The following is a 17420-nucleotide window of genomic DNA, read 5'->3' on the forward strand; positions in this document are numbered from 1 at the left end:
CCACCCGCTCGCACTGCCCGAGGAGAAGTCCGTGAGCCCTGCCCCGACCGTTCGCGACGCCGCGTTCGACGTGCTGCGCCGGTTCGGCGCCACGACGGTGTTCGCCAATCCCGGGTCGACCGAGATCGCGCTGCTCACCGACCTGCCCGACGACCTCGAGTTCGTGCTGGCGCTGCACGAGGGTTCGGTGGTCGGGATGGCGACCGGCTGGGCGCTCGCGAACGACCGGCCCGCGGTCGCGATCCTGCACACCACCGCGGGGCTCGGGAACGCTGTCGGCGCGCTCGCGACCGCCCGGGTCAACCGCGCGCCGCTGGTCGTGCTCGTCGGGCAGCAGGACCGCCGCCACCTCGCGCTGGAGCCGTTCCTCACCGGCCATCGGCTCGACGACCTCGCTCGCCCCGCGCCGGTGTGGATCGCGGAACCGCCGCGCGCGCAGGACGTTCCGGGCGCGCTGGCCCGCGCCTGGCACGAGGCGCGCGAGCACCGCGGCCCGGCGCTGGTGATCGTGCCGATGGACGACTGGTCGGAACCGGCGGCCGTGGACGAACCGCTGCCCGCCCCGGCCAAGCTGATCCGCGCGAACGCCGCAGAGCCCGCGGTGCTGGCCGAGCTGGCGGAATTCCTCAGTACCGCAAGCAATCCGGTGCTCGTCGCGGGCGCCGGCGCGGACGACGCCGAGTCGTGGCGCGGGCTGACCGCGCTGGCGGAGAAGCTCGCCTGCCCGGTGTGGCAGGAGGCGTTCGGCGCCCGCGCCGGATTCCCGCAGGACCACCCGCAGTTCGCCGGGCATCTGCCGCCGGGCCGGGAAGAACTGCGGAAAGCGTTGTCCGGCCACGACGCCGTGCTCTCGGTCGGCGCGCCGGTTTTCCGGCAGTACCCCCGGGAACCGGGACAGCTGACCGAGCCGGACACGCGCGTCGCGGTGGTCACCGACGATCCGAACGAAGCGCACCGCAGCCCGGTCGACCTTGCCGTGCTGGCGCGGCCGTCGGCGGTGTGCGGTCCGTTGGCGGAGCTGGTTCCGGCGCGGGAAGCGCGCCCGGAAAAGATCGGCCGGACGGTCGAATTGCCTGGTGCGCCGGAGGACGGCGCGCCGCTGGCGCCGGAGCACGTATTCGGTTTGCTCGCGCGTCAGTTGCCCAAAGACACCGTGCTGGTCGAGGAATCGCCGTCGAGCCGTCCGTTGCTGCACGCGTACGTCCCGGCGCGCGAGCCGCTCGGATTCCTCAGCGCGGCCATGGGCGGCCTCGGATTCGGTATTCCGGCGGCGATCGGGCTGCGGATGGGCGGACTCAAGCGGCCGGTGGTCGCGGTGATCGGGGACGGCTCGTCGCTGTACTCGATCCAGGCATTGTGGAGCGCCGCGCATTACGGGGCCGGCGTACTGGTGATCGTGCTGTCCAACGGCGGCTACGCGATCATGGACAAACTCGCCGCGCGGCACGGCGAACGGACGGCCGGCGGCGGCAAAGCGCCGTGGCCCGGGTTCGACGCGGTCAGCGTGAGCGGGCTCGCGAAGTCGCTCGGCTGCTCGGCGCGGCGCGCGGAAACCTACGAGGAACTGGAGTCAGTGGTGAACGAGGTGCTGCCGACCCTGGCCGCGCGCACGGAGCCGCTGGTGCTGGAAGTGGCGGTGAAGGCATGACGTTGCTCGGAAACGACTGGCAGGGCCGGATCTTCTCCGGCGGCTGGATCCCCGGCGCCGGCGGCGAATACGACGCGGTCGAGCCCGCTACCGGGGCGACGCTGGCCCGGGTCGGCGCGGCGGCTCCGGAGGACGTCGCCAAGGCAGCGGCAGCCGCGCGGGAAGCGCAGCGGGAGTGGGCCGCTCGGCCGTACGACCAGCGGGCGCGCGTATTGCGCCAGGCTGCGCGGCTTTTCGAGGACCATGGCGACGAGATCGACGAGTGGCTCATCCGGGAATCCGGTGCCACGCGGGGGTTCGCGCAGTTCCAGACTCGCGCGGTCGCGGCGGAGGAATGCCACGAAGCCGCCGCGCTCGCCGCTCATCCGTACGGGGAACTGCTGCGGTCCAGCCAGCCTCGGCTGTCGATGGCGCGCCGGGTTCCGGCCGGAGTGGTCGGCGTGATCTCGCCGTTCAACGCGCCGATCATCCTGTCCATCCGCGCGATCGCGCCCGCCTTGGCGCTCGGCAACGCGGTGCTGGCGAAGCCCGACCCGCGCACCGCGGTGTGCGGCGGCGTCGTGCTCGCCCGGATCTTCGAGGAAGCCGGTCTGCCGGAAGGTCTGTTCCACCTGCTGCCCGGCGGCGCGGACGTCGGTGCGGCGCTGGTCGAGGATCCGCTGGTGCGCGTGATCGCGTTCACCGGTTCGACGAACGCGGGCCGCCGGATCGCCGCCGCCGCGGGGGAGCGGCTCAAGCGCGTGCACCTCGAACTCGGCGGCAACTCGGCCCTGGTCGTGCTCGCGGACGCGGACGTCGAGCAGGCCGCGTCGGTCGGCGCGTTCGGTTCGTTCAACCACTCCGGGCAGATCTGCATGGCGACCGGACGTCACCTGGTCGCCGCGGAAATCGCCGACGACTACGCGGCCGCGCTCGCCGAACACGCGGCCAAGCTGACCGTCGGAAATCCGGCGAACGGAGACGTCGCGCTCGGCCCGCTCATCGACGCCGGGCAGCGCGACCGCGTGCACTCGGTGGTCACCGGCAGCGCCGAGGCAGGCGCGAAGATCGCCACCGGCGGCACCTACGAGGACCTCTTCTACCGCCCGACCGTCCTCACCGGCGTCCCGCTCGCCGCGCCCGCGTACGCCCAGGAGGTGTTCGGCCCGGTCGCGCCGGTCGTGCCGTTTTCCACAGTGGACGAAGCAGTCCGCCTGGCTAGCGGTACCGAATGCGGCCTGTCGCTGGGCATCCTGACCCGGGACGCCGCGCGGGGGCTGGCGCTGGCCGAGCGGATCCCGTCCGGTCTGGTGCACGTCAACGACCAGACGGTCAACGACGAGGCCCTCGCGCCGTTCGGCGGGGTGGGGGATTCGGGAACCGGCTCCCGGCACGGCGGCGCGCAGGCCAACCTGGAGGCGTTCACCGAAACCCAGTGGGTCACCGTGCGCGGCGACCTCCCGCAGTACCCGTTCTAACCGCAGTATCCGCCCAGGTCCCCTCCGACGACGCAGGTGATGACATGACGGTCTCGACTGATCCCCGGGCGCGCCACGCCCGCTGGGTGGCTCCGCTGTGCTGGACGGCGGTGGCGCTCGAAGGGTTCGACCTGGTGGTGCTGGGCGTCGTGCTGCCCGCGCTGCTCAAGGACAAAGCGTGGGGGCTCGACCCCAACACGGCGTCGCTGATCTCCGCGGTCGGGTTGCTGGGCGTGGCCGTCGGCGCGTTCGCGATCGGCCCGCTCAGCGACCTCTTCGGCCGCCGCGGGATGATGCTGCTGACGGTGATCAGCTTCTCGGTCTGCACGCTGCTCTGCGCGTTCGCGAACGGCCCGTGGCTGTTCGGCGTGCTGCGGTTCCTGGCCGGGCTCGGGCTCGGCGGCGTGCTGCCGACCGCGCTGGCGCTGATCACCGAGTACGCGCGGATCGGCCGCGGCGGCAGCGCGACCACTGTGCTGATGACCGGCTACCACGTCGGCGCGGTGCTCACCGCGCTGCTGGGAATCCTGGTGCTGCAACGGTTCGGCTGGCAGTGGATGTTCGTCATCGGGGCCGCACCCGCGCTGATCCTGGTGCCGCTCATGGTGAAGTTCCTGCCCGAGTCGAAGGCGCTGGAGCGGGCGAAGGAAGCCCGGCGGAACCGCAACCCGCTCGGCGTCCTGTTCCGGCACGGCTACGGGCGCGCGACGATCGCGTTCTGGGTGACGTCGTTCATGGGACTGCTGCTGGTGTACGGCCTGAACACGTGGCTGCCGCAGATCATGCGCGCGGCGGGCTACGAACTCGGTGCGGCGCTGGCGCTGCTGCTGGTGCTGAACGTGGGCGCGGTCATCGGCCTGCTGGTCGGCGGCCGGGTGGCGGACAAGATCGGCTACCGCCGTTCCGTGATCGTGTGGTTCGCCGCGGCCGCGGTGTTCCTGGCGCTGCTGAGCATCAAGCTGCCCGGCGCGAGCGTGTACGTCGGCGTGCTGCTGGCGGGGATCTTCACCTTCAGTTCGCAGGTGCTGGTCTACGTGTACATCGCCCGCGTGTACCCCGCCGAAGCCCGCGGCACCGGCCTCGGCGCGGCGAGCGGGATCGGCCGGTTCGGCGCGATGTCCGGGCCGCTGGTGACCGGACTGCTGCTGTCGGCGGGGCTGGCGTATCCGTGGGGCTTCTACCTGTTCGCGGTGGTGGCGGTGATCGGCGCGTTGGCGATCGCGGCGGTGAACCGGGATCCGGCACCGGAACCGGAGACGGTCCCGGCTCCGGAGATGGAAGGCTGACCGGCGGAAGCCGCTGCGCGCCAAGGAGGTCTCTGCCTGACGGTGCCGGATTCACCGCTCCCGGCTGCGGACCGGTCTGCTGGGCTCACCCGTCAGACCGGCCGATCGCCGCCGCGTCGGCCGAACCGGAGTGGCCGACCTGGCGCGCCTGACCTCCCGGACGCCGCCGATCTCGTCGCGGCGGTGTGAGCCTGCCCGCGACGACGCGGCTATCCGCGCGCCTCGGCCACCGCCTTCACCTGCTCGTTCCGGATCCGGATCAGCTTCGGCAGATACCGGTTCAGCGCAACGGCTTCCGCGGTCCGCCCGAGCCAGCCCAGCGGCGCGGCGAAGTCGACGGTGTCGCGCATCAGCGTGCCGCCGTTGCCGTCCGGCTCGAACCGGTGCTCGTGCCGCCACCGCCGGAACGGCCCGCGCACCTGCTCGTCGACGAACCGCCCGGGCGGTTCGTGCACGCTGATCAGCGAGGTCATCTGCCACCGCAGGCCGAAGTGCCGCGCCTGCCAGGTGACCGTGTCGCCGAGCCGCATCCGGCCGGACCGGACGCCGCCGACGACGCGTTCGCCGGAACCGGACATCGATTCCAGGTGGATTTCGATCTCCAGCGATACCTCGAACGCGCACTGCGGCGGCGCGGCGATCGCGGTGCACACCTCGAAACGCGTCATGGGAAGAAACTCTAGGACGTTCACCCGGCGGTGGTTTGGGCGATGCGGTCGCTGTCGGTGTCGTAGTCGAAGAGTTCGGCGTACCGCCCCCAGTCGATCGCCGTGTCCAACTGCTGCCGGGCGTCGGTGGCGGAGATGCCTCGGCGGAGGAGGTCAAGGAAGAACTCCGCATGCAGCGTGCCCTCCGCTCGTGCGCACCAGGGCAGGTGGACAGTCCGGTGCCGCAGGCGGAGACGTCGCCGGAGAGCTGAGTTATTCGGCGGCCGTCTGGGCAATCCGGTCGCTGTCGGTGTCGTAGTCGAAGAGTTCGGCGTACCGCCCCCAGTCGATCGCCGTGTCCAACTGCTGCCGGGCGTCGGCGCCAGAGAAGCCCCGACGGAGGAGGTCGAGGAAGAATTCCGCACGCAAAGTGCCATCCGAGCTGGCCGTGAGCGCGTTGACGATCGTGCGCACCAGCGGCGCCCGGTCGCGGACCTGACCGGCGAAAATCTTCTTGCTGGTCTGGATGTCCGCGGTCGTGAAGGCGGTGCCGACCGGCGTCAGGTGCAGGTCTCCGCCCGCCACGAAGAGGAGGTCCAGCAGGGCGGCGGCGTCCACGAGCGGCAGCAGGTCGTCGACCTCGAAGCTCAGCTCGGCGGCGAGATCCGGCAGGTCGGCGTGCCCGCCGCGGGCGTGCACCAGCTCAACGAGCCCGGCGAGCCCGCCGACCGACGCGTGCGGCAGCGGCCGTGCGGTCGGCGTGGCCTGAGCGGGTTCGACGGCCGCCGGGTCGCGGCCGGTGAGCAGGTCGTAGAGCCGGTCGACCAGCGCGGCGAACGCGGGATACTTGCGGTCGCGCGGCCGGGCTAGGTCGACTTCCACTTCCGCGCGCAGGTTTCCGGGGTTCGAACCGAGGACGAGAACGCGGTCGGCGAGCAGCACCGCCTCCTCGATGTTGTGCGTGACGATGCAGACCGCCTTCGTCGGGAAATCGTCGCGCTGCCACAGGCTCATCAGCTCGGTGCGCAGGTTCTCCGCGGTCAGCACGTCGAGCGCGGAGAACGGCTCGTCCATCAGCAGCACGTCCGGTTCGAGCACGAGCGCGCGGGCGAACCCGACGCGCTGCCGCATTCCGCCGGAAAGCTCCTTGGGGTAAGCGGATTCGAAGCCGTCGAGGCCGATCAGATCGATCGCCTGCAGTGCGCGGTCGCGGCGGGCTTTCGGGGGGATTCCGCGCGCGGCGAGGCCGAGTTCGACGTTGTCCTGCACGGTCAGCCACGGCATCAGCGCGAAGGTCTGGAACACCATCGCGGTGCCGGGATTAGCTCCGTCGAGTTCGTCGCCGCGATAGCGCACAGTGCCGCGCGTCGGGCCGATCAGTCCGGCGATCGTGCGCAGCAGCGTCGATTTCCCGGAGCCGGACCGGCCGAGCAGCGCGACGATCTCGCCCGCGCGCAGGTCGAGGGTGATGTCGTCGAGGACGCGCAGTTCGTCGCCCGCCGAACCGGGGAAGCTTTTGCTGACCTGCTCGACGGACACGAGGACTTCGGACATGAGGATGCCTTTCAGGAGAGGGAGAACCGACGCTCGGCGAGGCGGTACAGCCGCCGCCAGAAGAGCCGGTTGAGGCCGACGACGTACAGGCTCATCACCGCGACGCCGAGCAGGATCCGCCCGGAATCGCCGGAGCCGGTCGCGTCGGCGATGTACGCGCCGAGTCCGGTCGCGGTGAGCGTGACCCCGTTGTAGGACACGATTTCCGCGACGATGGAGGCGTTCCACGCGCCGCCCGCCGCGGTGATCCCGCCGGTCACGTAGCTCGGGAAAATCGCGGGCAGTACGAGCCGCCGCCACCACAAAGCCCGGGGCAGCCGCAGGTTCGCGGCGGCCTCGCGCAGGTCGTGCGGGATGGCCGAGGCTCCCGCGATGACGTTGAAGAGGATGTACCACTGCGCGCCGAGGCTCATCAGCAGGATGCCGCCCCAGTCCAGGGAAATCCCGGTCGCCACGAGCACCGCGGTGATCAGCGGGAACAGGAAGTTCGCCGGGAACGACGCGAGCACCTGCACCACCGGCTGGGCGAGCCGCGACACGCGCGGGTTCATCCCGATCCACACGCCGATCGGCACCCACACGAGCGTCCCGACGACGACCAGCGTCACCACTCGCGCGAACGTGATCAGACCGAGCAGGAGCACGTGGCCGATCTCGCCGTACCCGGTGGTCTCGCCGATGAACAGCACCGCGCGCACCGTGCCGTAGAGGATCAGCCCGAAGACCACGACGCTGAACACGATGTCCGCGGCGCGCCGGCGGGCGGGGGAGAACCGCAGCGGGTACTCGGCGAGCCCGAAGACCGCCAGCGCACGGTCGAGCGGGAACACCAGCTTGCCGAGCACCCGGCCGAGCAGCGTCGGGATCCGGGAGCGGCGCAGCAGGTCGAGCACCAGGCTGCGGGGTGCTTCGGCGGCTTCGGAGTTCTCGATGCGGAACCGTTCCGACCACGCGGTGAGCGGCCGCCAGAACAGCACGTTCACGCCCACGACCAGCACCACCATCACACCGACGGCCAGCAGCACTTTGCCGAGGTCGCCCTGTTCGGAGGCGGTCGCGACGTACGCGCCGATCCCGGGCAGCGCGAACTTCTGGTTGTTCACGCTGAGCGCTTCGGACGCGGTGAGGAAGAACCAGCCGCCGCCGAAGCTCATCATCCCGTTCCAGACCAGCGGGATCGTGCCGCTCGGCACGTCGACGCGCCAGAACCGTTGCCAGCGCGACAGCCGCAGCAGCCGTGACGCCTCGTCGAGGTCGCGCGGCTGCGACACCAGCGAATGGTGGAACGCGAACGTCATGTTCCACGCCTGCGCGGTGAAGATCGCGAAGATCGACGCGCATTCCAGGCCGAGTTGCGAGCCGGGGAACAATGCGATGAACCCGGTGATCGTCACCGACAGGAACCCGAGCACCGGCACGGACTGCAGGATGTCGAGCGCGGGCAGCAGGATCTTTTCGGTGCGCCGCAGCCGGGCGGCCGCGGTCGCGTAGCCGAACGTGAATCCAATCGACAACACAAGCGCGACGAACATCCGCAGCAGCGAACGTCCGGCGTAGTAAGGAAGTTCGGCCGGATCAGTGGACACTGTGGACGGTGCGGTCGCCGGAGTCCACGCCGTGGCGGCACCGTGCGCGAGCCGCACGATCAGCCACAACGCGGCCGCGGCGCCGAGGAAGACCGCCACGTCGGCGATCGTGCGGCGGGGCCGGACGAGCGCGCCGCGGGTGGGGAAGGTACGCAGCATGGTCTAGTTCTCGCTGTCCTGCTCGGTGTAGGAGAGTTCGGCCTGCCAGCGCACGCTGGTCACCGACGGCTCCATGGACAGCCGGCTGACCGCCGACTCCATCTGCTTGTCGTCGCGCTGATCGGCGGACAGTTCGGCCCGCACCTGCACCTGCCCGGCGGTGTCGGTATTGGTGCTGGTGACCGATTGCAGCGCGAAGTCCGTACGCGCCAGCGCCTGCACCAGCAACGCGCGGACGTGCGCTTCCGCATCGTCCTTGGTCACCGCCAGGAAGGTGTACGACGTCGGGGTTTCGCGGCCGGTCGCCGGACGGCGGTCGACTACCCGGCCGAGCGGGCGCAGCGCGATGTTCACCGCCATCACCACCGCGGTGCCCGCGCCCGCCGCCGTGTACAGCCCGGCTCCGGCCAGCGCACCCACCGCGGCGGAACACCACAGCGTCGCCGCGGTGTTGAGCCCGCGCACGGTCAACCCTTCGCGCAGAATGACGCCCGCGCCGAGAAAACCGATTCCGGAAACGATTTGCGCGGCGACCCGGGTGGGGTCGGCGCTCGCTCCGCTGAATCCGTGCGCGGACAGCAGGACGAACAGCGTCGACCCGGCCGCGACCAGGGCGTTCGTCCGCAGTCCCGCCATCCGGGCGCGGTATTGGCGTTCAAATCCGATTACTGTGCCGAGGCCTACGCCGGTGCCTAGGCGCAGCAGCATCTCCGCAGTCGTCATCTGCGCTCCCACTGGTTGTTGCGAAAAGTTCGGAAAAGGGTTGGAAAAGCCTCAAGAAAGGACGGTTACCACCACGTACGTTGGCGTGCGTAGCCGCGTTTCGCTACTTGAGCCGCCAGCGCGTACCCGGCCAGGACGAGCACCAGCCACAGCAGGTAGCCGGCGGGCAGCGCCTGCATCCGCAGCGGCTCAGCGAGCGGTGACAGCGGCACCAGCAGCCCGACGAGTGCGGCGGCCGCCGTGGCCAGCACGACCGGGCGGCTGGCGCGCAGGGGAGTGCCGCGCCCGCGCAGGACGAGCACGACCAGCAGCTGCGAGAGCAAACCCTCGACGAACCAGCCGGTCTGGAACAGCAACGGGTCCGCTCCTGCCCCGAAGACGTGCCACAGCACCGCGAACGTCGCGAGGTCGAACAGCGACGACAACGGGCCGAACACCAGCATGAAGCCGGTCAGCCCGCGAGCGTCCCAGCGGCGCGGCTTGCTGAGGTAGTCGTCGTCCACCCGGTCCCACGCAAGCGCCAGTTGGGCCAGGTCGTAGAGCAGGTTCGACACCACGAGCTGGATCGGCAGGATGGGCAGGAACGGCAGGAACGCGCTGGCCGCGAGCACCGAGAGCACGTTGCCGAAGTTCGACGCGGCGGTGATGTTGACGTACTTCAGCGTGTTGCCGAGCGTCCTCCGTCCTTCGGCCACTCCGCGAGCGAGCACACCGAGGTCGCGTTCCAGCAGCACCAGATCGGCGGCGTCCTTGGCCGCGTCCGTGGCGGTGTCCGGCGCGATCCCGACGTCTGCGGTGCGCAACGCGGTCACGTCGTTGACGCCGTCGCCGACAAAGCCGACCGCGCGGCCGTTCTCCCGCAACGCGGTGACGACGCGGGCTTTGTGCGCAGGCGTGAGCTTCGCGAAGACGGTGGTTTCCTTGACAATCTCGCGCAATTCAGCGTCGTCCGCCGCTTCGACCTGGCGGCCGAGCACGACCTCGCCGACCGGAATGCCCGCCGAATCCGCGACGCGCGCGGCGACATGCCGGTTGTCCCCGGTCAGCACTTTCAGCGCGACGCCCTGCTCGCCAAGGGTTTTCACCGCGTTCACGACGCCGTCGCGGACCGGGTCGACGAATCCCACGAAACCGACGAGGATCATTTCGTTCTCGTCAGTTTCGTCAAATCCGTCGAGCCGGGCGTTGACTTCCCTCGCCGCTACCGCTAGCACGCGCATGCCGTGCTCGGCGTACGCGCGCACCAGCTCGTCTGCGCCGATCCGGGCGGCGTCGTCGAACTCGGTGACGACCCCGTCGCGGCGCGCGTAGCTGCAGCGCGGCAGGATCTCGTCCGGGTCGCCCTTGCTGATCAGCAGGTGCTCGCTGCCGCGCCGGACCACGACGCTGGCCCGGCGGCGCGCGTGGTCGAAGCCGATCTCGGCGACGCCGGTGAACAGCGCGTCGGTGACCAGGTCGTCCTCGCCGTCGAACAGGGTCTCGATGGCCTCGTCCAGCCGGTCGTGCCGGTCGGTCTGGAACCGCACCGCCAGCCCGGCGTACTCGGCCGCTTCGCCGTCCGGGCTGCCGGAGTAGTCGACGCTGTGCGCGTACGCGATCCGGTCCTCGGTGAGCGTGCCGGTCTTGTCGACGCAGAGCACGTCCATCGCGGCGAGGTCTTGAATAGCGTTGAGCCGCTTGACAATCACTTGCCGCCGGGACAGCGCCGCCGCGCCTCGGGCGAGGTTCGTCGTGACGATGACCGGCAGCATCTCCGGAGTGAGACCGACCGCGACGGCGACCGCGAACATCCCGGCCTGCGCCCAGTCGCCGGTGACCGTGCCGTTGACCACCAGCACGATCGGCACCATCACGAGCATGAACCGCACGAGCGTCCACCCGACGCGGCGCACCCCGGCGTCGAAGCTGGATTCCGCGCGCGGCTCGGCGGATTGCTGGGCCAGCGCGCCGAAGTAGGTGTCGCTGCCAGTTGCCGCAACGACCGCGGTGGCCGTCCCGCCGACCACCGACGTACCCGCGAACCCGAGCGCGGGCGTCTCGACGAGTTCGTGCTCCTCGTGCTTGCCCGGCTGAGGCGCCCGCTTCGCAACGGGCAGCGCTTCGCCAGAGAGCGCCGACTGGTCGACCACAATGTCTTTAGCAGCAACAATGCGGACGTCCGCCGGGATTACGTCACCAGGCCCGAGCAGCACGACGTCCCCCGGCACGAGGTCTGCCGTGGGCACCTCGCGCTCGCTGCCAGGAAACTCCGCCGCCGCGCGCCGACGCACGGTGACGGTGGTGGTGATCTGGTCGCGAACCGCACTGATCGCACGCTCGGACCGCGCGTGCTGCCAGTAGCGGAGACCGATGCTGAGCACGACCATCACACCGACGGTCACCGCGCCGCGAATGTCGCCGACACCAGCGAACACCACGCCAAGCGCGGTCAGCAACGCCACGAACGGGCTGCGCGCAGCGGCCCAGACGCGGACGGGCGCTCGGATCGTGCCGACGATGCGATTGTCGCCGAAACGCCGCAAGCGCTCGGCGGCTTCGTTCTCGGTGAGGCCTTTCGGCGAGCTGTCGAGATTCCGGAAGAGAGTGAGCACCGGCGCGTCGCCGTGGGCGCGCAGGTCGGGAAAGCGGGTCATGGTCGTCCCCTCGAGGTCAGCTGGGCGTCAGCGGACCGCGCGGGGTTCTTCCGGACCTAGCTGGCTGCCGGGGTTCCCGCACGGTCGTGCCGACTACTTCCTTCGCCGGTCACCCGGCTCACCTCCTCCGCAAGACTCATCGACCGGCGCCAGCGCGCCGGCCGGGGACCAGTAGAGCGCAGATCACGAAAACAGTCAAACACTTGTGCAACTGATGGGGGCTAAGTCACGCTGGGGGCCCACCCGAGAGGATGTCCGTCGTGTCCACCCCATCCCAGCCCCCGCCAGAACCGCTCCCGGCCGATCTGCTGCAGGACGCGGCCGCGACGTTCGGCCTGCTGTCCGCGACCGTGCGGCTGCACCTGCTCTGGCTGTTGTCGCACGGGGAACGCGACGTCGGCACGCTCGCCGAGGAGACCGGCCAGACCGTGCCGACCGCGAGCCACCACCTGGGCAAACTGAAGCTCGCCGGTCTGGTCCGCGCCCGCCGCGAGGGGAAGCGGCAGGTGTACGTGCTCGACGACCCGCACGTGCGGCACATCGTCCAGCTTGCCGTGCAGCACCACCAGGAGCTGTCGGGCGAGGTCCGGCGGAGCAAGGGCGCTTGATCGTTGCCCGACGTAGAGTTGGGCCATGGCCGAGCTGAACTTCTACTTCGATCCGGTGTGCCCGTTCGCGTGGATGACCAGCAAGTGGGTCCGCCAAGTCGCCAGCCAGCGCTCGTACTCGGTGGACTGGCGGTTCATCTCGCTGCGCCTGCTGAACGCGCACCTGGACTACGCGACGCACTTCCCGCCGGAGTACGACGCCTCGCACACGGCGGGCTTGAGGTTGCTCCGCCTGGCGGCGGCGGTGCGCGCCTCGCATGGTCGGGAGGCGGTTGGCCCGCTGTACGAGGTGTTGGGGGAGCAGAACTTCGAGAGCGGTCTTGTCGAGGACACCGCCGCGGCTCGGGCTGCGCACGGCACGCTTTCGGCGGCTTCGGCGGCTCTTTCGCGCGTGGGTCTTGATGTGTCGCTTGCTTCCGCGGTCGATGATTCTCGTTGGGACGCCGAGATCCAGCGGGAGACTGATGAAGCGCTTTCGCTGACCGGCAAGGATGTCGGGACGCCGATCCTGCACTTCCAGCCGCCCGAAGGAGTCGCGTTCTTCGGCCCGGTGATCAGCAGGCTGCCGTCCGATGCGGAGGCGGTGGAACTGTGGGACCACGTGGTCGGATTGGCGAGGTTCGCCGGTTTCGCCGAACTGAAGCGGAGCTTGCGGGAGATGCCGCAACTGCCGTCGTTCGGGGTGGCGGCGGGGGAGACCGGGAAGGAACAGGATTGGCACGGCGGGAGCCGGCGCCTGAAGAAGTAGGCGGCGGACGGACCCGGATCGGCCGCCTGAGGCCGCCAATCGGGCGATCCATGGCGAACGCCTCGTCGACGACACCCGGCGCTTGCGGCTGAGCGCGGCTTCGCTGGATCTTCGACCGGTGGGTGTGGGAACTGCCCGGCGGATACGTCGACCCGGACGAGAACCCCGTGATCACGGCGGTGCGCGAGGTCGAAGAAGAGACAGGGTGGCGACCGCGCACCAGCGAGCCGCTGGCTTCGCTTCAGCCGAACGTCGGCGTAGCGGACAACGAAAACCTGCTGTTCCTGTCCCGGGGCGCGGAGTGCCTCTGCCGAACTCGCCCATCCGGCGTAGGGCTTGGATCCCAAGGATCTCCGCGTCAGTAGCCTCTTCTGGGGTGGCACCCTCGGCTTCCATGGGGAGCCGGTCGTCGGCTCGGTCGCTCTGTCTGTGGCCTGCGTTACTCCACTAGCGTTATTTCACTCCCCGAAGTCGTGAACCTGCAAGACTGGGACTTGACGACAACTCCGGGAGTGTCCATGTCGCGCGACAGCTATCGGACAGTTCGTACACCGGACGGCCTCCGCCTGGCCAGCACCCTCACCGAGCCGGACGGAAGCCCTCGGCGCGCGGTGTTGCTCGTGCAAGGGGCGAGCGTCACCCGCGAGGAAGGCGGCTTCTTCACCCGCCTCGCCCAAGGTCTGGCCGAAGTCGACATAGCCTCTCTGAGAATCGACCTTCCCGGTCACGGCGAGAGCGAAGGGCGTCAAGAGGATCTCTCGCTTTTCGCTCTGCTCAACGTGATTCGCGGCAGCATCGAGCACTTGTCCAGCGCCGTCCCGGGCGTGCGCACCTCTCTCGCGGCGGCGAGTTTCTCCGGCGGCGTCGCGGCGTGCTACGCGGCCGAGCGGCCGGACGACGTCGAGCGGCTCGTTCTGTTCAACCCCCTCCTCGACTACCGCGGCCGGTTCATCGACGAGAAACCCGCGTGGTCGGCGGACGGCTACCTCGACGACAAGGGCGCCGCCGATCTCAAGGAGCAGGGCTATCTCGGGCACGGGCCGGGGTTCCGGCTCGGGCGGGCCGTGCTGAACGAGGCGTTTTGGTTCGAGGCACGGCAAAACCTGCGCCGCATCACCGCGCCGACGCTCATCGTGCACGGCACCAAGGACACTTTTGTTCCCGTCGAGTCGTCGCGCGCGGCCGACCGGGAGCTGACCTGCGGGCACCGGCTGATCCAGCTCGAAGGCGCGCAGCACGGCTTCGCGGTGCACGACGATCCGAAGTACGCCGATCCGCAAACGCAAGCCTGGCAACGACAGGTGATCCGCGAAGTACAGGAATGGCTTCGATAGCGGTCAGCTGTTGAGCGCCTCGCGCAATTCCCGTACATCGGGACGGTTATGCCACGGCTTGAGCACTCCGACGACCCGCCGGAGTTCTTCTCTCGTGCGGCGGGAGTTCGTTTCCGCCGCGCGATGAGCGGAAGCGAGGCCGGTTTTGGCGGCTTGGTCCGGTTCGCCGGAAAGGGCGAGCGAGTTCGCCATGAGAGACAGGAAGAACCCGTAGTCGCGACGGGAGAATTGGGTTTCCTTCAACGTCTTCTCGTACAGTTCGACCGACCGCCGCGGCTCGCCCGCTTCGGTGTAGCAGATGGCGGTTTGCATATTCAGAAGAGTCGCGTTGAAGTGCGCGCCCAGCGGCGATTCGATCGGCCCGGCGTCGCCGAGCAGTTTCCACGCGACGTCGAGTTTCCGGTTCACCTGGTCGGCCGACGCGCCGAGCATCGCCTCCGCGCGGGCTTCCTGCTGGGCGGCCTCGGCCTGGAGCCGATGGGGCAGCGACCAGGGGCCCTTGCGCACCGCCCGGGTGAGGATGAGCATCCGGCGCGGGTCGCGTTCGTCGTAGGCGACCTGGGCTTTTTTGAGCAGAATGTAGCCCTGCATCGTGTTGTCGCCCGCCGCCTGCGCCCATTCCATCGCGCGGTCGTGCCAGTACAGCGAGTCTTCCATCTGCCGCCGGTCCCGATAAAGCCATCCGGCGAACTCCGCGCCCTCGGAACCGATTTGCAGAAGATCCCGCTGATCGTCGGCGGTCGCGTCGCGGGCGATGCGGTCGATGATGTCCAGCACGCCGAGCGTCATCGGAAGCGTTTTGGCCGGACCGCGTTCGCCGTCCTCGTATTTGTACTGGTCGAGCTGTCTGCGGAAATAGTGCGTGACGGTTTTGTCCATGTACCGCCGGGGATTCTCCAGCGCTCGCGCGACGTGCTCGGCGCTGCCTATTCCCAGCGCGGGCAAAGCCGCGACCGGCAGGCCGTTCTTGAGCAGCGAGCGGCGACTGAGCGGGCTCATGACGTCCCATTCTGTGGTCGGAACCGCTGACGGGGCCGCGTCGCCGAGGGCGGGCACGAGCCGGCCGAGGACGCTCGCCGCGACCGTGGCCCGGTCCAGCGGCAGCGCGACGGGCCGCCCGTCCACGATGACGGGGAGCAAGACGCTCGGCGGCCCCCGGCGGTCTGCCTGCGTGCCCTCCCGGAGCAGCTCCTCCAGCCGGGCGGGGCTGATGCGCAGAAGCCGGGCGAGCCGGTCGCGCCGGTGCGGACGAGGTTCGGACCGGCCGGATTCCCACGCCCGGATGCTCTTTTCGTCCGCGGGGAGCAGCGCGGCGAGCTTTTCTTGCGTCAGGTTCGCCGCTTTGCGCGCCCGGACAAGCCCTTCTCGCCGTTCGCCCATGGGCGACACTCCTTCGCCACGAACCGGGGTCGTCAGATTACCGCAGGTCACTGTGTGCGAGGCAAGGCAAGTCGCTCGGTTGCCGCCCGCTTTTCTCCCGGTTTGCTGGCTGGTCCAGGCCACTGGGCGGCTTCATGGTGGTGGGGCACGCGAAGACACTTCCGAAGCCGAGAGGTGCGTCGCATGAAGGCAGCAGAGACGCTCGGCGAGGCGACCCGCACAGGCCATCCGGCAGTGGTCATCGTGTGTTGCGTGCTCCTGCTGCTGGTCCTGCTCTCGATGTGGCTGTGGCGGGCGCGCCGCCCGATCCCGCCGCCGCGCGGCCGGCTGACGGTCCGCGACCTCAAGGCCCGGCTGGACTACGAGGTCCAAGCCGAAATCGAGGAAGCCCGCCTGGCGGAATTCCGCCGGACGGCCGAGGCGGCGGCCGCCGAACGCGCCGAGGAGGACACCGAGGTCATCCCGAAAGTCGAGGACACCGTCGTCTTCCCGGAGGTCCCGAAACCGCGAAAAGGGGAGAAACCCGATAAAGCTCGGTGCGGTTAGGAGCGTCCCGCCCATCGCTCACCGCACCGTTATGCCTGCCCCAGCCTGGCGCGGCACGCCACCTCCCCTGGGCTGGGGCAGGCCTCATCCGTTCAGCGCCACAGGCCTGCCGCGGCGCGGGCGTAGTCGGCGAAGGAGACCGGCGGCCGGCCGGTGATCCGCTGGACGTCGTCGGTCACGTCTGCGGCGCAGTCGTTGCGGATGCCTTCGTATATGGCGGCGTGGAAGTCGGCGACCTGGCCGGGGGTGCCTCCGCCGAGGAGGGCTTCGTGGAAGTCGGCCGGGTCCATGGCCTGGTACCGCACCGGCTTTCCCGCCGCGTCGCCCGCGATCGCGGCGATGTCCGAAAAGGACAGTGAATGGGGTCCGGTCAGGGAGCAGGTCTGGTGCTGATGCCCGTCCTGGGGCGCCGCGGCCGCGGCGGCGTCGTCTACGGCAGGGCACTGCTCCGTGGGGCATCGGGTTCGGCTACCACTCGGAATTCGCCTTCGCGCGGGCTTTCATACAGGTTGTCGGTCAGGCTGCCCGGTCGGTATCGGGCGATGCACCATCGCGAGGAGGGCGCTACGGGCACGCGGCGATGACTCGTGCCGTCCGCCTATTCGCTGGGCAGAGCGGCACGACGCGCGATCACGTCCGCGGTTCCGCCGGTCACGTCGAGCAGGCGAGCCAGGGCTAGCCGGGCCGCTTCGGCCGCGTCCTTGCCCGCGGATCTCGTCAGCCGCTCGTCCAGCTGCTTCCGGATCCGGCGGCTGTCGTTGATGAGCTGCCGACCGCGGTCGGTGAGCTGGGCGCGTCGCACTCGGCTGTCGGCGGGATCCGGCACTCTCTCGACGTAGCCGAGCCGCTCCAGTTCGAGAAGGTGCTTCGAGGCCGCCTGCTGGGTGACGCCGAGAAGGCCGGCGAGTTCGGAGACTGTCGGCGCGCGGTCGATGAGGTGCTGGACGACGTATCCGTGGGAGTTGCGCACGCCGGGGTGGCCCGCCTCGTGCAACTCGGCCAGGATCGCCCGGTTCGCGGAACTGCCCGCCAGCCAAGCGAGGGTGGCGAGGTCGATTTCGGCCAGGTCCAGTCGGGTCACAGCGTCCACCATGCAATTGACAACCAAGGT

Annotated in this window: 17 protein-coding genes; 8 read left to right on the forward strand and 9 right to left on the reverse strand. The window is 69.9% G+C overall.

The features are described from left to right. Nucleotides 1-31 precede the first annotated feature (31 nt). The 3 genes from AB5I40_RS01585 to AB5I40_RS01595 are packed head-to-tail and all read left to right on the forward strand — an operon-like array spanning nt 32 to nt 4391. A complete protein-coding gene (locus tag AB5I40_RS01585; protein ID WP_370936614.1) occupies nt 32-1648 on the forward strand; it encodes a thiamine pyrophosphate-dependent enzyme in 1617 nt (538 codons plus the stop codon). Then, on the forward strand, nt 1645-3105 hold the full coding sequence (locus tag AB5I40_RS01590) for an aldehyde dehydrogenase family protein (protein WP_370936615.1): 1461 nt from the start codon (nt 1645-1647) through the stop codon (nt 3103-3105). The genes AB5I40_RS01585 and AB5I40_RS01590 overlap by 4 nt, the downstream gene beginning before the upstream one ends. 44 nt (nt 3106-3149) lie before the next feature. Next, nucleotides 3150-4391: an MFS transporter gene (locus AB5I40_RS01595; RefSeq protein ID WP_370936616.1), complete on the forward strand. Its 1242-nt coding sequence runs from the start codon at nt 3150-3152 to the stop codon at nt 4389-4391. 209 nt (nt 4392-4600) lie between these two features. Here the strand turns inward: AB5I40_RS01595 and AB5I40_RS01600 are convergent, their stop codons facing one another. The 6 genes from AB5I40_RS01600 to mgtA form a co-directional block, all read right to left on the reverse strand. After that, the gene (locus AB5I40_RS01600) at nt 4601-5059 is read right to left on the reverse strand and encodes an SRPBCC family protein (protein ID WP_370936617.1); all 459 of its coding nucleotides are present in this window, start codon (nt 5057-5059) and stop codon (nt 4601-4603) included. 20 nt (nt 5060-5079) lie between these two features. Next, complete coding sequence (locus AB5I40_RS01605) at nt 5080-5334, reverse strand: AAA-associated domain-containing protein (protein ID WP_370936618.1); 255 nt, start codon at nt 5332-5334, stop codon at nt 5080-5082. Next, on the reverse strand, nt 5312-6592 hold the full coding sequence (locus AB5I40_RS01610; RefSeq protein WP_370936619.1) for a nitrate/sulfonate/bicarbonate ABC transporter ATP-binding protein: 1281 nt from the start codon (nt 6590-6592) through the stop codon (nt 5312-5314). Before AB5I40_RS01610 ends, AB5I40_RS01605 begins: the two co-directional genes overlap by 23 nt. Nucleotides 6593-6603: 11 nt before the next feature. Continuing rightward, nucleotides 6604-8337, reverse strand: a complete 1734-nt coding sequence (locus AB5I40_RS01615; RefSeq protein ID WP_370936620.1) for an ABC transporter permease — start codon at nt 8335-8337, stop codon at nt 6604-6606. A gap of 3 nt (nt 8338-8340) precedes the next feature. Beyond that, nucleotides 8341-9060: an MgtC/SapB family protein gene (locus tag AB5I40_RS01620; protein WP_370936621.1), complete on the reverse strand. Its 720-nt coding sequence runs from the start codon at nt 9058-9060 to the stop codon at nt 8341-8343. Between the two features lie 65 nt (nt 9061-9125). Continuing rightward, complete coding sequence (gene mgtA, locus AB5I40_RS01625) at nt 9126-11693, reverse strand: magnesium-translocating P-type ATPase (RefSeq protein ID WP_370936622.1); 2568 nt, start codon at nt 11691-11693, stop codon at nt 9126-9128. Between the two features lie 251 nt (nt 11694-11944). Between mgtA and AB5I40_RS01630 the strand changes: the two genes are divergently transcribed. From AB5I40_RS01630 to AB5I40_RS01645, 4 genes are all read left to right on the forward strand, one after another. Next, nucleotides 11945-12301, forward strand: a complete 357-nt coding sequence (locus AB5I40_RS01630; RefSeq protein WP_370936623.1) for an ArsR/SmtB family transcription factor — start codon at nt 11945-11947, stop codon at nt 12299-12301. Between the two features lie 25 nt (nt 12302-12326). Beyond that, nucleotides 12327-13049: a hypothetical protein gene (locus AB5I40_RS01635; RefSeq protein WP_370936624.1), complete on the forward strand. Its 723-nt coding sequence runs from the start codon at nt 12327-12329 to the stop codon at nt 13047-13049. Between the two features lie 179 nt (nt 13050-13228). Beyond that, complete coding sequence (locus tag AB5I40_RS01640; protein ID WP_370940437.1) at nt 13229-13414, forward strand: hypothetical protein; 186 nt, start codon at nt 13229-13231, stop codon at nt 13412-13414. Nucleotides 13415-13567: 153 nt separating this feature from the next. Next, entirely contained in the window at nt 13568-14383 is an 816-nt protein-coding gene (locus AB5I40_RS01645; RefSeq protein ID WP_370936625.1) for an alpha/beta hydrolase, read from the forward strand. A 3-nt stretch (nt 14384-14386) separates the two neighbouring features. Here the strand turns inward: AB5I40_RS01645 and AB5I40_RS01650 are convergent, their stop codons facing one another. After that, nucleotides 14387-15763, reverse strand: a complete 1377-nt coding sequence (locus tag AB5I40_RS01650; protein ID WP_370936626.1) for a multiprotein-bridging factor 1 family protein — start codon at nt 15761-15763, stop codon at nt 14387-14389. 183 nt (nt 15764-15946) lie between these two features. On the opposite strand from AB5I40_RS01650, the gene AB5I40_RS01655 reads away from it, so the two are divergent. Next, on the forward strand, nt 15947-16309 hold the full coding sequence (locus AB5I40_RS01655) for a hypothetical protein (protein ID WP_370936627.1): 363 nt from the start codon (nt 15947-15949) through the stop codon (nt 16307-16309). 92 nt (nt 16310-16401) lie between these two features. Here the strand turns inward: AB5I40_RS01655 and AB5I40_RS01660 are convergent, their stop codons facing one another. Continuing rightward, a complete protein-coding gene (locus AB5I40_RS01660) occupies nt 16402-16614 on the reverse strand; it encodes a hypothetical protein (RefSeq protein ID WP_370936628.1) in 213 nt (70 codons plus the stop codon). Nucleotides 16615-16907: 293 nt separating this feature from the next. Then, nucleotides 16908-17390 (reverse strand): MarR family winged helix-turn-helix transcriptional regulator, encoded by a 483-nt coding sequence (locus tag AB5I40_RS01665; protein WP_370936629.1) that lies wholly within the window; start codon nt 17388-17390, stop codon nt 16908-16910. Nucleotides 17391-17420: the final 30 nt, after the last annotated feature.

The sequence above is a fragment of the Amycolatopsis sp. cg13 genome (genome assembly GCF_041346965.1).
GTDB lineage: Bacteria > Actinomycetota > Actinomycetes > Mycobacteriales > Pseudonocardiaceae > Amycolatopsis.